Here is a 16,463-nt window from a genome sequence, read left to right on the forward strand (position 1 = left end):
AGAAAGCTACACTTGATAATTTATATCAAAGTGTAGCTTTTTCATTTAAAGTATGCAAAATAAATTGTTTTTTAATATTATACTTCTTCTACTGCATCATCAAGCGTGAATGTACTGATAGCATGTTTATAAATAAGATGTTGCTTTCCTTGTGTTAATAAACAAACTAAATTGTCATCATAATCTTCAATAATGCCCTTCATTTGAAAACCGTTTACTAAAAATACAATAACTTTCGTTTGATCAGCCTTAAATTGTCCTAGGAATTTATCTTGGATGTTTTCTGTTGTATTCATATTATGTTCTCCTTTTCTTTATTTGGACTGAAACTTCATCTAACATCAATGAAAGTGACATTTTCTCTCTATCTAACCATACTACGTCGAGTTTGTTTTTGAACCAAGTCATTTGTCTTTTAGCATAATTTCTAGAATGCTTTTTCAATTTATTTGTTGCTTCGGCTAGACTAGCCTCATTTTTAATTACAGGTAACATCTCTTTATATCCGATAGCTTGCATACTTTGACAAGTTTCAAAACCATCTTCAACGAGTTGTTTCACTTCATTTAGTAATCCGCGTTCCAACATTATATCTACACGTTTATTAATTCTTTGATATAAAGTTTCGCGTGACATTTCTATCCCTATTAATAATGTATCATAATTTTCTGTATATTGTTGGTTTTTCTTGCGTGAACTTAAAAGTTTTTTTGTTTTTAAATAATATTCAATAGCTCTTCGAACTCTTTTTCGGTTATTTGGATGTATATTATCAGCTGAAATTTTATCTATAGATGCTAAATAGTCATGCATTGCTTCATTTGTTAATGAATCTATTTCTTTTAGCGCATGATCGACTTTAATTTGTTGTGCTTCAGATATCGTTTCATCCTCGAAGGCATAATTATAGATTAATGATTGGATATACAAGCCTGTGCCACCAACTATGATAGGCACATGATTTCTAACCGTGATTTCATTAATTAAATTTTGAGCTCTATTTTTAAAATCATATGCAGAAAAAGTTTCATCAGGTTCCAAAATATCTATCATATGATGAGGTATATCAGCCATCTCTTCTTGTTTTATTTTTGCTGTTCCAATATCCATGTATTTATATACTTGCATGGAATCTCCGCTAATTATTTCACCATTAAATTTTTTAGCCAATTCAATGCTTAATTCTGTTTTACCAACAGCTGTTGGACCAACTAATGCAATTATGAATGGTTTATCGCTCTGCACTTATATCAACTCTCTCTATGCTTTATCTGCTCTGTTATATTTTTTTAAAATTTGTCTTTCTATCCAATCGTACATATGTTGCCATGTAGTCGTCGCATCTTTTTCAAATAACACTTCATGTCTTTTATTTTTGTATAAATGTACTGTGATATGTTGAATATTACCTTTTTTATATAATTTCCCTAAATGTCTAATCCCTTTGCCATAATTACCTATCGCATCATCTTTTCCAGAAATAAGTAAAATGGGTAGATCTGGTTTCATTTTTTTTATATTTTTTAATTTACTTGTCTGTAACATATATTTTACTGTTTCAAAAATCAATTGATTTGAGACTAAAAATCCAGTATAAGGGTCTTTTTCAAATTTTTCTACTTCTTGTTCATCGCTGGATAACCAATCACTTTCCGATTTATTATTTTTTATATTTTTATTAAAGGTTTTATACATTATTTGGTTTAACCATTTTAAACGCCGTCTTTTTCCAGTTATTAAAGTGATAAGTTTTAAAACTATTTGTACGAGTTTACCTAGATATTTAGGGTACTGCATAGTTCCTGATAAAATCATACCTTGCGCAACATCAGGATATTTTTGTGTGAAAATTCTAGCGATAATAGAACCCATAGAATGCCCTAATATAATATATGGCGTATGCACAGAATCAGAATACAACGTCTGTGCAATCTCAAAAGTATCGTCAGCTGTTTGCTCCATACTATCAATGTGACCACGTTCATATGATTCTATATCTATACCATGCCCTCTATGGTTGTGTCGCAGTACATCATATCCTTGTTGATTTAATGATTCAACAAGCGCATCATATCTATCCATATGTTCCGCCATGCCATGAAGTAAGTGAATAACACCAATCGTATCTTTTTTCGCCTTATTCAATTTCACTTCTAAAGTTGTCCCATCTGCAACAGTGATTTTAAACTCATTTCCACTCATGTTTTACCCCCAAATCACGTTTCGTTTCATTCATCATACATTATACAATATACCTTCAAAGTACACTGTTTTCAAATACAATGCTATTAAGCTTTATTACATTTTACAACGCAATTATTAGTAAAATTAAATGCATTATATCTTTAAAAACTAACTAAGTAAAAAAACCTGTGTCGCTCTATATATCTTAGATATAAAAACCCCCTTCAAAGCTTACATTTTTTTAATGTCTACTTTGAAGGGGGGAAATTATTATTCATAGTTTGAATCCACTCACTCATATACATGAGCATTCAATGATAGATTCATACAATATTTAAATTTATTCTTTAACTGCAGGTTGATTATTACCCGTTTGTGCTTCATCAATTGCAGTTTGAAGTTCTTTTGTAAACAAGTCTTTTTGAATATCTGTGTAGCCAAGTAATTCAGCCATTACATCAATCACTTGATCTTTATAATTTAGAACATCATCTATTTTGAAATAAAGTTTACCAGTACGACGAATAAAGAAATCTGTTGGACGATGAACCATTTCGTTTTGAATAGAATAAATCAATTCTGTATAAATATCTAATGGTAAACCAGACTCTTGATATTGTGCTGTTTGAGCAATTTTGAATAATTCTTCTACATTCGAACCATATTTCGTTGCAAAATGACGTGCTGTTGCATCATCTATTTGATAAGCTTTGGCATCTTCAACTTTTTTATCAATAAAGTTATCAAAGTTTGCACTACCACCAACATCTCCACCAGAAATTGGTAAGTGTTTTGTAGCACATTTATCAAATTTCAAACCGTACTCTGATTTTAAGCGTTTAGATAATAAGTCCACAATTTCTAATGCCATATGGCGATAACCAGTTAATTTACCACCAGCAATCGTGAGTAAACCAGACTTACCTTCCCATACTTCATCTTTACGAGAAATTTCTGAAGGATCTTTACCTTCTTCTAAAATCAATGGTCTAACACCAGCCCATGATGATTCAATGTCTTCATCAGCTACATTTACATCTGGGAACATATAGTTGATTGCGTCGATTAAATAATCTCTATCTTCCTGCGTTGCTAATGGTGACGTTTTATCGTTATCGTAAAACGTATCTGTTGTACCTACATATGCTTTTCCTTCACGAGGAATCGCAAAAATCATACGTCCATCTTTTTCAGTATCAAAGTATACTGCTTGTCCTAATGGGAATTTCGATTGATCTATAACAATATGAACACCTTTTGTTAAGCGCAGTTGTTTGTTATTACGTGCATAATCACCGCTACGTACTTCATCTACCCATGGGCCACTCGCATTGATTACTTTTTTAGCCTTAATTGGGTAAGTTTCGCCAGTAATTTGGTCTTCGGCATGAATACCATTTACCTTTTCATTTGAATCATATGTGAAATGTACTGATTTCGTATGGTTAATTATTGTTGCGCCTTTTTCAGCTGCACGTTTCATAACTTCAATTGTTAAACGCGCATCGTCAGTACGATATTCAACGTAAGATCCACCGCCTTTTAAGCCTGATTTTTTAACAAGTGGCTCTTTCGCTAACGTTTCTTTAGCATTTAACATTGTTTTACGTTCTGATTTTTTTACGCCTGCTAGTCTGTCATACATTGTTAAACCAATAGCTGTGGTAAATTTACCCATTGAACCACCTTTATGCATTGGCAATAACATACGCTCTGGTGTCGTTACATGAGGGCCATTTTCATATACAATCGCACGCTCACGACCAGTTTCTGCTACAACGCCCACTTGCAATTGCTTCAAGTAACGTAAACCACCATGAACTAATTTTGTTGAACGTGAACTTGTACCTTGTGCAAAGTCTTGCATTTCAACTAACGCAACCTTCATACCTCTTTGTGTTGCATCTAATGCAATACCTGCACCAGTAATACCTCCACCGATAATGACAACGTCAAAAGTATCATTTTTTAAATCTTTCTTAATCTGCTCTCTTTTCAAAGTTGATAAACTCATAAAATCTAGCGCCTCCTAGTAGTAATAAAAAAAGAGAGACCTATCCCATACATATATAATTGTACGAACAGTGTCTCTCAATTCTCATCTCGATAATATTAACTTACCCTTATTATAGCATAAGAAACTTAGATAAGTCTAATTCTTTATTCATCGTCTAACTTAAAGACTTGCGTTGCTTCTACAGCTTTTTTCCAGCCTTTATATAATTTATTTCTTTCTTTTTCTTCCATATCTGGATTAAATTCTTTTTCTAGTTTCCAACGGTTAGCAATTTCATCTTTATTATCCCAGAAACCTACAGCTAAACCAGCTAAATAAGCAGCACCTAAAGCTGTTGTTTCATTAATTTCTGGACGTTCAACACTCACGTTTAATAAATCAGATTGGAATTGCATAATAAAGTTATTTTTAACAGCACCACCGTCAACACGCAGGTTATTCACTGTAATATCAGAATCTTTTTCCATTGCTTCAAGTACATCACGCGTTTGATAACACAGTGATTCTAATGTAGCACGGATAAAGTGTTCTTTTTCAGTACCACGCGTTAAACCAAAGATTGCTCCACGTGCATCTGCATCCCAATATGGTGTTCCTAAGCCTACGAATGCAGGCACAACGTAAACACCTTCTGTAGATTCTACACGTTCTGCGTAATTTTCTGATTGTGGTGCAGAATTAATCATTCTTAATCCATCTCGTAACCATTGAATGGCTGAACCCGAAACAAAGATAGAACCTTCAAGTGCATAATTAACTTTTCCATCTAGTCCGTAAGCGATTGTTGTTAACAAACCGCTTTTAGATGCTACAGCTTCTTCACCTGTATTCATCAACATAAAGCCACCTGTACCGTAGGTGTTTTTTACATCTCCACGTTCAAAACAAGCTTGACCAAATAATGCTGCTTGTTGGTCACCTGCAATACCAGCAATTGGTATTTCTTGTCCAAAGAAATGATAATCAATGGTATTTGCATAAACTTCACTAGACTCTTTAACTTCAGGTAACATAGTGTTTGGAATTTCTAATATATCCAATAATTCTTGATCCCATTCTAAATCATGGATATTATAAATCAATGTACGGCTTGCATTTGTATAATCTGTAATATGTGCTTTGCCACCAGATAATTTCCACACTAGCCATGAATCAATTGTACCGAATAATAAATCTCCATTATCAGCTTTTTCTCTTGCACCTTCTACATTATCAAGAATCCATTTAACTTTTGTCCCAGCGAAATACGGATCTAATAAGAGACCTGTTTTTTCTCTGAATTTATCTTCTAAACCTTGTTCTTTTAATTCTTGACAGATGCCTTGTGTTTGACGTGATTGCCAAACAATTGCATGATATACCGGTCTTGATGTTTTCTTATCCCACACTACCGTAGTTTCACGTTGGTTTGTAATACCAATACCAGCAATTTGATCTGCACCAACGTTTTCTTCATTTAAAACTTCAGCCATAACAGCTAAAACAGACGTCCAAATTTCATTAGCATCATGTTCTACCCAGCCTGATTTTGGAAAATATTGTTTGAATTCACGTTGTGCAACGCCTTTGATTTTTCCGTCTTGATCAAACAGAATTGCTCTAGAACTCGTAGTGCCTTGGTCGATTGACAAAATATATTTTTCCATAATTATTAGCTCCCTCTTCTAATGTTCATAACACGAATTACATATGTAATTCACATTGATATACATACTTTTCTGTACCCTTTTTTTATTAGTTCACTCAACTAATAATTTTATATTAATCCAATGATAATAATATCTAGTTATATTTTAACGTAAATACAAATAAATTAAACTTAATTAATATATCGATTCAATACCTTTAGCATTTTTCGCTTTATTTAATACGACACCTAAAATAAGTGTGATGATTAATAATACGATTGCAACCACTGACATTGTATCAAATGCACCTTTATAAAACAGTCTATAAATCACCGCACCAATCATACCACCAGTCACAGGGCCTAACACTGGTACAATTGCATAGGACCAATTAGAATCGCCTTTGCCAGAGATTGGTAGAATTGCATGTGCAATACGCGGACCTAAATCACGCGCTGGGTTAATTGCATAACCTGTAGGACCACCTAGGCTTAAACCAATTGCAACGATTAAACTACCGACAATTAATGGATTTAGTCCATCAGCAATTTTATTCATACCGATGAATAAAAGCCCCATTGTTAAAATAGCTGTGCCAATAATTTCACTCATAAAGTTTGCAAAATAGTTCTTAATGGCAGGAGCTGTAGAAAATACAGCTAATTTTGTACCTTGATCTTCTGTTGCTTTCCATTGAGCTAAATACATTAGCCAAACTAATGCACCACCCACAATACCACCAAGGATTTGACAGATGATATAACCAGGTACCATAGACCAATTAACTGCGCCATCCATTGCAAATGCTAAAGTCACTGCTGGATTTAAATGCGCACCCGATATATTACCTACCGCGTACACTCCCATAGTAACTGCTAATCCCCAACCTGTAGCAATAACGATCCAATCTGCGCCATTCCCATTACTTCTTTTTAAGTTGACGTTTGCAACAACGCCTCCCCCAAATAGTACAAGTATTGCTGTTCCCAAAAATTCAGCAAAATATACACTCATAAAGACTCCTCCTAAAATAAGACAGGGAGACCCCTACAATTATATCCAGTTGTGAACCACCGGTTTAATTACTGTAGAAATCTCCCATCTCTGTTCTAAATATTAACTTGAGTTTATCTTACACCGTTGTTGTAAGCGTTGTCAAATGTTTTTGTAGAAAAGTTGTCACAACTTAAGTGGATACTACACTGTTTTCAGCGATACTAAACTGACTGGTTAATGGATCAATTTGTGCCATCAACCCATAAGGAATCGCATGTTTTGGTTCATTGTGACCAAATGATAAATTATAAAAAACAACCATTTTAGGATTATTGCATTTTTTTATTATTTTAAATATTTCTCTTTTATAATTTTCATAATATACATTGTTAAATGGCTTGCCAAAAATCATGCCATTCAGACGATTTAAAATACCATGCTCTAGCAATTGCTCTAAATATTCAGTAAACATTTCCGGTGTCGGTGTGTCTTCCGATGTTTCTAAAAATAATATTGCCCCATTAAAAGCCTCAATTTCAGGAAATATTGAAGTATGACATAAGTCAACAAAAGTTTCTAGATTCCCGCCTAAAAGATGGCCGCTTACTTTGTTATTACCATTTAATATTTCGTATCCATTTTGGACTATTTCAGGTCTACACCTGTTTTTATTTTTTATATCCCACTTTAATCCGTATGGTCGTATATAAAATGCTGGTTCTATTGTTCCAATTTTATTTGTATTAAACCAACACTTGTTAATATTCTCTACAGTATATGTATCCATTGCAATATTTTCTGCAAAATCAGTAAGTAATGCCTGCCCATAAAAACTAACTATCCCCATTTTATAAAACATCAAATGTACTGTAGTTGTATCTGAATAACCACTGAATATTTTAGGATTTGTGGTAATTGCCTGCAAATCCACATAAGGCAAAATGCGTATCGCATCTTCTCCACCAATACAACTAATAATAGCTTTAACTTCTGGATCTTTTACTGCTTCATTTAAATCTTTCGCTCTACATTCTGGGTGATCGTGAATAAACGTTACACCTTTGAGTGCATGGGGCATTACTTTGACTTTTAAACCAAATTCACTTTCCAAACGATGAATGCCTTGTCGCGTTCGCCATAATATATCACTTTCACCTGCTAAACCAGAAGAAAGAGACACAATCGCCACAGTGTCTCCTTCTTTTAATTGCATTGGTTTTATCATTATCAACAACTCCCTATACTCGTTCATGGTGATCGTTCACAAATATATTGATGATATCAAAATACTTAACTTTTATTGTTTTAGTTATATCATCTGGTTAGATCACCATAACGATCGATCACTAGTTGTAATATATTTTGCACCATTTGAAACTGCAATGTCTACTTCTTCTTTACTGTTAATGAGTCCGCCAGCAATTACAGCAGTATTCGTTTCTTCGTTAATGATACGTATGGCTTTTGTAGCAATACCCGGTAAAACTTCCACAAAATCTGGTTCTACACGCTTAATCAATTCAATACTTCTAGATAATGCATGGCTATCTAATACAAATACTCTGAACACAGTTGTTGTATTTAGTGATTTTGCTTTGTTAATTACTTTTGTCTTGGTTGAAACGATGCCTTTAGGATGATAATTTTGAATAATGTATTCACACGCGAATTCATCATGGCTCATACCTTTGATTAAATCGATATGCATGTATGTTTCAATATTATTCTTGTTTAATAGACCCATGATGCTTTTAACATGCCCAATATGCGCATCTAACATGACACATTCCTTATAATCTGTCATCGTTAATTTTTCTAAATCTTTCATTGAGCGAACTGCAGGTAAAATATGCGGTTTCAACATGAATTCCTCCTTAGACAATACGTTTAAATAGACGTTCTAATTCATAATTTGAGAAATTAATAATAATGGGTCTTCCATGCGGACAGGTGAATGGATCTTCAGTCTCTCTCAACTGATTGACTAAATCTGCCATTTCATTATTTTTTAGATAGTGGTTAGCCTTAATTGATTTTTTACAACTCATCATAATCGCAGCTTCTTCACGAATTTTTCTAACGTCGACTTTTTTATGTTCTAATACATATTCAATCATATCTTTGATGATTTCTTCTGCTTCTTCTTTCGGAAACCAAACAGGATAGCTATCTACAATATAATCATGTCCGCCAAATGGTTCTAAATGCACGCCTACCTTATCTAATTCATCTTTATACTGATTAATAATCATTAATTCATCTTTTGAGAAATGGAAAGTTAACGGGATTAATAAATTTTGACTTTCATTTACAACATCACCAATTTTTTCTCTGAAATATTCATACTTTATTCTTTCTTGAGCTGCGTGTTGGTCAATCATAAACATACCATTTTCATTTTGAGCGATAATATAGGTACCGTGGACTTGTCCAACAATTTCCATGTAGGGTATTCGACGAGTTGGTGAAGCACTCACGCGACCTTTAATATCCTCATCACTATTATCTTCAACTGAGACTTCATTATCAGTAGAATCACTATTTGTTGTTTCAAAATCATAAAGTAGTTCATTTTGTATTTTCTTATAATCATTTTGTGATTCTTGAATACGATTTTGTTCACCATCGTGTTGATTTATATAAGATGCTTCATTTTCTACACTTGTGTCATTTTCATTATGCATGTTTGAATCAGCTGTTTGCTCAATATTTTGCTCAAAGTTATTTTGTTGTTGACGTTTTTCAAAATCCATTTTCTGTTGCTCAAATTGGTTTAATACCTTGTTTTTCTTCGTCATTTTATCCATATCATTTTGAGGAATTAAAATGCGATCTTTAAAAGCTTCACGAATTTTGTTAACGATTAATTCAAAAAGCTGGTCTTCTTTTGATAATCTTACCTCTAATTTAGTTGGATGGACATTGACATCTACCAATATCGGATCCATTTCAATATTGATATAACATATTGGGTAACGACCAACCATTAATAAAGTATGATAACCTTCTAAAATCGCTTTATTTAACAAGAAATTCTTAATATATCTCCCGTTAATAAAGATAGAAATATAATGCTTATTACTTCTAGAATGTTCAGGTTTCGCAAAATAAGCATCTAAATGATAATCACTTGTATCCCCTGTAACATGTACTAAGTCTTTAGCAACTTTCATACCATAAATTTCAGCCATCACTTCATTTGTTCTACCAGATCCATTTGTTTTTATAATTGTTTTACCATCAGACACAAGCGAAATACGTATATCAGGATGACTCATGGCCATACGATTTACTATATCTGTTATCTTACCTAGTTCGGTATATAGACTCTTAATATATTTTAATCGTGCTGGCGTATTATAAAATAGTGACTCCACTAAAATATCTGTGCCTCTTTTTGCTTTAGCTGGTTTTCGATTTAAAACCTCACCATTTTCCACATAAATTTCTTGGCCTTCTTGATTATCTGTGCATGTTTTCAATGTTACCTTAGAAACTGATGAAATACTAGCTAATGCCTCTCCACGAAAGCCTAATGTACGAATATGGAACAGATCATCATCTGCATCCAATTTGCTTGTTGCGTGACGATGGAATACTAAATCTAAATCATCGATTTCAATACCAGTACCGTTGTCAACAACACGTATAGAAGCGACGCCTGATTGTTCAACCTCTATATTTATTTCTGTTGCTTGTGCATCAATTGCATTTTCTAATAGTTCTTTCACAACTGATCCAGGTCTTTCCACTACTTCACCAGCTGCTATTTTATTTGCTAAAGATGTCTGTAATTCTTTTATTTTACCCATTGAATGACCTCACCTCTACTTTAACTGATTCTGTAATTCACTAAGTTTTACTAGGGCTTCTATCGGTGTCATATTCGATAAATTTAATTGCTTAATTTCATTCTCTATTTCACTTTGTGCTGCTGGATAATCAAACAAATCAAAAGCTGCTTGTTCAAATTGGTAGCTGTTATGTTCTTGTTTGTCATCGCTATAGTTGTAATCATTTTCTGCTACTATTGGTTTTTCTAAAGATTGTGCTTCCACACCTGTTTTAATAACATTAACTTTTTCATTTGTCGTTTGTTCTTGATTATTATTTTGTTCAAATGCATCTAGAATTACTTGTGCGCGTGAGATAACTGCTTCTGGTAAATGTGCTAACTTCGCTACTTGGATACCATAACTATCATCGACAGCTCCATCTTTAACTTTATGTAAGAAGATAAGCTCACCATTGTATTCATTTGCTGCAACATGAACATTTTTCAACGAAGATAACGACTGATCTAAAGTTGTTAATTCGTGGTAATGTGTAGAGAATAATGTCTTGGCATGAGAAGTATGTGCAACGAATTCAATCATAGCTTGTGCCAAAGCCAATCCATCATAAGTAGAGGTACCTCTACCTATTTCATCAAAAATAATTAAACTATCTTCTGTAGCATTAGCAAGAGCTTTTTGTGCTTCCAACATCTCAACCATAAATGTACTTTTACCAGAAACTAAATCATCTGCAGCTCCAATTCTTGTAAATATTTGATCAAAAACTGGTAATACAGCTGCTTCACAAGGTACGTATGCGCCCATTTGTGCCATAATACTTATGATTGCAACTTGTCTCATATAAGTAGATTTCCCTGACATATTAGGTCCTGTGATTAAATAAATAAACGTATCTTGATCTAGTTTACAATCATTTGGCACATAGTCGTTGTGATCCATGACACGTTCTACAACTGGATGCCTTGAATTTGTTAATTTAAGTGTTTTGTCTTCACTAAATGCAGGTCTTGCATAATTGTATTTTTGCGCTATTTCTGCAAAACTTTGTAAACAATCCAATTCTGAAATAATTTTCGCTTGTTTTTGCAAGCGCTCTGTATACGTTTTTATTTGCTCTCTCAATTGCACAAATAATTGATATTCTAATTCAATCGCTTTATCTTCAGCACCTAAAATAATATCTTCTTTTTCTTTTAATTCATCCGTAATAAATCGTTCTGCATTTGATAAAGTTTGTTTACGATGATAACCATATGCAGAAGGATCAAAACCTTGCAAGTTGGCTCTTGTAATTTCAATAAAATATCCAAAGACTTTGTTAAAACTAATCTTCAGTGATTTAATACCAGTGCGTTGACGTTCCTTTGTCTGCAGTTCAGCCAACCAAGATTTACCATTCTTCGATGCTTCTAAATACTCATCAAGCTCCTGATTAAATCCTTTTTTGAATAATCCACCTTCTTTAACAGAGATAGGTGGCTCTTCTTTCAAACTATTTTCTAATAATGTTAACAATTCATCTAAAGGTTCAAGTGCTTTAAATTGTTCAGTGGTTTCTGTATCTAAACCATCTAATAATTGTTTAATATTGGGTATCTCAGAAATTGAATGTTTTAACTGAATTAAATCTCTAGCATTTACATTTCCATAACTTACACGGCCGACTAAACGCTCGATATCATATACTTGATTAAGATGTTCTCTCAAAGTGTCTCTCTCTATAAAAAAGTCAATAAATTGCTCAACTGTATCTAGCCGAGATTCAATTTGGTTTTTATGGATTAACGGTCTATCAATCCATTGTTTTAATCTTCTTGCCCCCATAGGCGTTTTAGTTTCATCCATCAACCATAGCAATGTTCCTTTTTTACTTTTTAGGCGTATGCTTTCTGTCAATTCTAAATTACGTTTTGCATAAAAGTCCATTTTCATAAAATCTACTGCTTCATATTTTACAACAGTTTCTATATGAGATAGATCTCGTTTTTGCGTATGGAAAATATAATCAAGTAATAACTGAGTCGCATTATATAAAGATTGATCATTACTTGTATTAACTGCATATTCTGCATTTGATATTTCATTCAATACTGTAATTGTTTCAGTTGTCAAACTAATTTGACGTTTTAATCCCTCATCTATTTGCGCATTTACCACGATTTCATTTGGATTAATTGTTGTTATTTCATTAATTAATGTAGCTTGATCGTTAAAAGATGTTACTTTAAGTTCTCCTGTAGACACATCACAATAACTTAGTGCATAACAATCATTTATTTGTACAAAGCTCAAAATATAATTGTTTTGTTTTTCATCTACGCCGCCTTGATCCATAACCGTACCAGGCGTAACGATTCTAACTACCTCACGTTTTACCATTCCCTTTGTTTGTCTAGGGTCTTCCATTTGCTCGCAAATAGCAACTTTATATCCATTATTAATTAATGTTTCGATATAGCCATCTGCTGAATGGTAAGGTACACCGCACATAGGAATGGGATTTTCTTTTTTAGCATCCCGTTTCGTTAATGTTATTTCTAGAACTCTAGATGCTTCTTTCGCATCTTCAAAAAACATTTCATAAAAATCGCCTAATCTAAAAAATAGTAAACAATCTTGATATTGTGATTTTATTTTTAAATACTGCTGCATCATTGGCGTTTGGTTAGTCATTTAATCTTTCACAATCCTTCTATTAGTTTCTCACTATAATTTAAAATACATTAAATAAATCATTACTTATGTATGGTAAATCATTAAATCAGATGACTTTTCAATTGTTCATCTGATTGATATTTATGCTTTATATCAGGAATTTTACTACTTTATCGTTTTGTACTCTCAAACCATTTTCCTGAGATTTTATTGTCCATTTAACTCTTAAATTTTAACATAACTTTAGCTTTTACGCTTATGCTTACAGGGTCAGATTGATATAAAAACTTCATTAATTCGCTGATTGATATATAAAATTTATAAAAAAAAGATTAAGTCTCATTTGCACATACAAATAGTTAATTACAAATCTACATTATAATTAATTCTTTTATATGTTAAAAGTAATGAAACTTAACCTTTTCATATTTACATATTTATAAGAAGCGTTTTAAAATACCTTTTCTTTTCATAATCATTAAAACGATGTAACTAATCATTGCACCAATCACACTTGATACAATAAAAGCTATCATTAAAGGCTTTACAGCAAAATTATTAAAGCCTAATAACCAAGCTAAAGGTATGCACATGATACTACCAATGATACCTGTACCTATAACTTCACCTACTGCTGCCATAAAAATATGTTTTCGATAATAGTAAAAACCACTTGCTAATAATACGCCAACCATACTTCCAGGAAATGCAAAGAAACTACCGGTGCCAAATAGCATTCTTAACAACGAAGATATAAACGCTTGTGCCAAACCAAACCAAGGTCCCACAAATACCGCGCATATAACATTGATTAAATGTTGAATAGGTGCCGCTTTAATAGGCCCTAAAGGTATAACAACAATGCTACTTAACACTACATTAATAGCAATCAATATCGCAGTTAGTGTTAATTTTCTTGTTTTCATATTGTTCATTTCCTTTCTACAAGTGGATTACGTATCAATCTTTATCTTGTTGAATTTCATTTAAACGGTTTGACATCGTACTGATCATCATTTGCAATAAGTCATTCGCTTCTGTTTGTGATTCTCTAAATTCTTCAACAATAGGTATAACATTGATATTTTGCTCAATATCTTGAATTTTATCTTCAGATTGACGTAATGCCTGATGTTTACCATAATTTTGTAAATTAACAGACTGTTTCTGTGTTTTTTTCAAGTCTTTCATGCGTGTCTCAATATTTTTATTATGATGAATTTGCTGTTCAATCGCTTGATATTCTTTGACAGTGTCTAATGATTGAATACGTTGGCTGAGTTTATCTGCTTCAGCTAATATTTCATATTTTTCATACATTATTGTGTCACCACTGCTTTTTCACTAGCTCCTAAAAATGTACCATTTAACGAAAATTGTTTTGCTTCATCAACTTTTACATCAACAATTTTTCCGATCATTTCTTTAGGCGCCTTAAAGTTAACAAGTTTATTTTTATTTGTATAACCCGCGAGTACAGTATCGTCTTTCTTACTAGCACCTTCACATAGAACTTGAACCGTTTGTCCTTCATATTGTGTCATAGCTTGTTCAGAATAATAAGCTACTTTTTTATTTAACTGTTGTAGTCTAGCCTTTTTTTCCTCTAAAGGTACGTTGTCTTTCATTTTAGCCGCTGGCGTGCCATCTCTTTGTGAATAGATATACGTATATGCATGTTCAAATGCTACTTCATCGTAAAGAGTTAATGTTTCTTCAAATTGTTCTGCTGTTTCGTTTGGATAACCAACAATAATATCTGTTGTTAAAGCAACGTCAGGTATTTTAGACTTAATACGATCTACTAAATCTAAATAACTTTCTCTTGTATATTTACGTCCCATAATTTTAAGTACAGCATTATTTCCTGATTGTACAGGCAAATGAACATGCGGCACTATGTTCCCACCGTTAGCAATCACTTCTATCATACGATCAGTAAAATCCCATGGGTGACTCGTAGTGAAACGTACTCTCGGAATATCTATTTTCGAAATATCTTCAAGTAAATCACCAAGTCCATATTCCAATCCATCAATATCTTTGCCATATGAATTAACGTTTTGACCTAATAATGTAACTTCTTGATATCCTTGACGTGCTAGATCTCTAACTTCATCAATAATATCTTGTGGCCTTCTACTCCGCTCTTTTCCTCGTGTAAATGGCACAATACAGTATGTACAGAATTTGTCACAACCATACATGATATTTACCCATGCTTTTATATTGCCTTTTCTGACCTTAGGTAAATTTTCAATTACATCGCCTTCTTTAGACCAAACTTCCACTACCATTGCTTTCGATAGATAAGCTTCTTCAAGTATTTCAGGCAGTCTGTGTATATTATGAGTACCGAAAATCATATCCACGTTTTGATATGATTTTAATATTTTATTGACGACTGATTCTTCTTGCGACATACAACCACAAACACCAATGACCGTTTCAGGTTTTTCTTTTTTTAAGTGTTTTAAATTGCCAATCTCACTAAACACTTTATTTTCTGCATTTTCACGAATTGCACAAGTATTAATTAATATAACATCCGCTTCATTTATCTCTTCCGTTGCTTGATAACCTAAAGCACTTAAAATACCTGCCATGACTTCTGTATCATGCGCATTCATTTGACAACCATATGTTTTTATTAAAAATGTCTTCCCTTTACCCATATCACGATATTTTTCATCAATTTGAAAATCGCGATTATAATGTATTTCTTCTTTACCACGTTTACGTGCTTCTTTTAAACTTGGTGGTTGGTATACATGCTCAAAATACTTACTATAATCTTTTGTCTTCTTATCGCGTTCGGCCAACACATCTATAGAAGTTTGCTTTCTTTGTTCTTCATTCACGCTAACAAAACCCTTTCTATATCATAAAAACTAAGAACAAACGCTTTAAAATAGATTCTATCTCGCTGTTTAACAATCGAGTCGTTCAAAGTTCTATAACTTTATCTATAATCATTATTTCATTATATTAAATTTAGCACTAAAGTGCAAAAGTCATATACAATAATCAACTTTGATTTAAAAATTTATATAACAAAAACTCCTTTTACTTATATATATATTGGTCGATAACAGAAATATGTAGTTAAATCATCGTGAAAAATCGAATTATCTTTAAGTGTACCTCTTACTATTATAATATTTTCATATAAAACTATCCTTGGTT

At 32.7% G+C, this 16,463-nt stretch carries 13 protein-coding genes; all 13 read right to left on the reverse strand.

The features are described 5' to 3' along the window. Positions 1–77: 77 nt before the first annotated feature. Positions 78–296, reverse strand: a complete 219-nt coding sequence (gene hfq / locus KA856_RS07790; RefSeq protein ID WP_046208590.1) for an RNA chaperone Hfq — start codon at positions 294–296, stop codon at positions 78–80. Between the two features lies 1 nt (position 297). After that, positions 298–1,245, reverse strand: a complete 948-nt coding sequence (miaA, locus tag KA856_RS07795; protein WP_107386180.1) for a tRNA (adenosine(37)-N6)-dimethylallyltransferase MiaA — start codon at positions 1,243–1,245, stop codon at positions 298–300. A 15-nt stretch (positions 1,246–1,260) separates the two neighbouring features. Then, positions 1,261–2,202: an alpha/beta hydrolase gene (locus tag KA856_RS07800; RefSeq protein ID WP_107383963.1), complete on the reverse strand. Its 942-nt coding sequence runs from the start codon at positions 2,200–2,202 to the stop codon at positions 1,261–1,263. A 322-nt stretch (positions 2,203–2,524) separates the two neighbouring features. After that, positions 2,525–4,198, reverse strand: a complete 1,674-nt coding sequence (locus KA856_RS07805) for a glycerol-3-phosphate dehydrogenase/oxidase (protein WP_107386182.1) — start codon at positions 4,196–4,198, stop codon at positions 2,525–2,527. A gap of 146 nt (positions 4,199–4,344) precedes the next feature. Further along, the gene (glpK, locus tag KA856_RS07810) at positions 4,345–5,847 is read right to left on the reverse strand and encodes a glycerol kinase GlpK (RefSeq protein WP_107383965.1); all 1,503 of its coding nucleotides are present in this window, start codon (positions 5,845–5,847) and stop codon (positions 4,345–4,347) included. 177 nt (positions 5,848–6,024) lie between these two features. Next, positions 6,025–6,843, reverse strand: coding sequence for an MIP/aquaporin family protein (locus KA856_RS07815; RefSeq protein ID WP_107386589.1), 819 nt, complete (start codon positions 6,841–6,843; stop codon positions 6,025–6,027). 172 nt (positions 6,844–7,015) lie between these two features. Next, positions 7,016–8,050, reverse strand: a complete 1,035-nt coding sequence (locus KA856_RS07820; protein ID WP_107386588.1) for a S66 family peptidase — start codon at positions 8,048–8,050, stop codon at positions 7,016–7,018. A gap of 102 nt (positions 8,051–8,152) precedes the next feature. Then, a complete protein-coding gene (locus tag KA856_RS07825; RefSeq protein ID WP_107383981.1) occupies positions 8,153–8,686 on the reverse strand; it encodes a glycerol-3-phosphate responsive antiterminator in 534 nt (177 codons plus the stop codon). Positions 8,687–8,699: 13 nt separating this feature from the next. Next, entirely contained in the window at positions 8,700–10,637 is a 1,938-nt protein-coding gene (gene mutL, locus KA856_RS07830; protein WP_107383968.1) for a DNA mismatch repair endonuclease MutL, read from the reverse strand. A gap of 15 nt (positions 10,638–10,652) precedes the next feature. Further along, positions 10,653–13,295 carry a DNA mismatch repair protein MutS gene (gene mutS / locus KA856_RS07835; protein WP_107383969.1) on the reverse strand — a complete coding sequence of 881 codons (2,643 nt, stop codon included), beginning with the start codon at positions 13,293–13,295 and terminating at the stop codon, positions 10,653–10,655. Between the two features lie 419 nt (positions 13,296–13,714). Further along, complete coding sequence (gene thiW / locus KA856_RS07840) at positions 13,715–14,203, reverse strand: energy coupling factor transporter S component ThiW (RefSeq protein WP_107386229.1); 489 nt, start codon at positions 14,201–14,203, stop codon at positions 13,715–13,717. Between the two features lie 34 nt (positions 14,204–14,237). Next, complete coding sequence (locus KA856_RS07845) at positions 14,238–14,597, reverse strand: YlbF/YmcA family competence regulator (protein WP_210138589.1); 360 nt, start codon at positions 14,595–14,597, stop codon at positions 14,238–14,240. Then, the gene (gene miaB, locus KA856_RS07850) at positions 14,597–16,138 is read right to left on the reverse strand and encodes a tRNA (N6-isopentenyl adenosine(37)-C2)-methylthiotransferase MiaB (RefSeq protein WP_107386231.1); all 1,542 of its coding nucleotides are present in this window, start codon (positions 16,136–16,138) and stop codon (positions 14,597–14,599) included. Before miaB ends, KA856_RS07845 begins: the two co-directional genes overlap by 1 nt. Between the last annotated feature and the right edge of the window lie 325 nt (positions 16,139–16,463).

Source organism: Staphylococcus sp. GDB9P120P, assembly GCF_017893435.1.
GTDB classification, from domain to species: Bacteria; Bacillota; Bacilli; order Staphylococcales; family Staphylococcaceae; genus Staphylococcus; species Staphylococcus cohnii.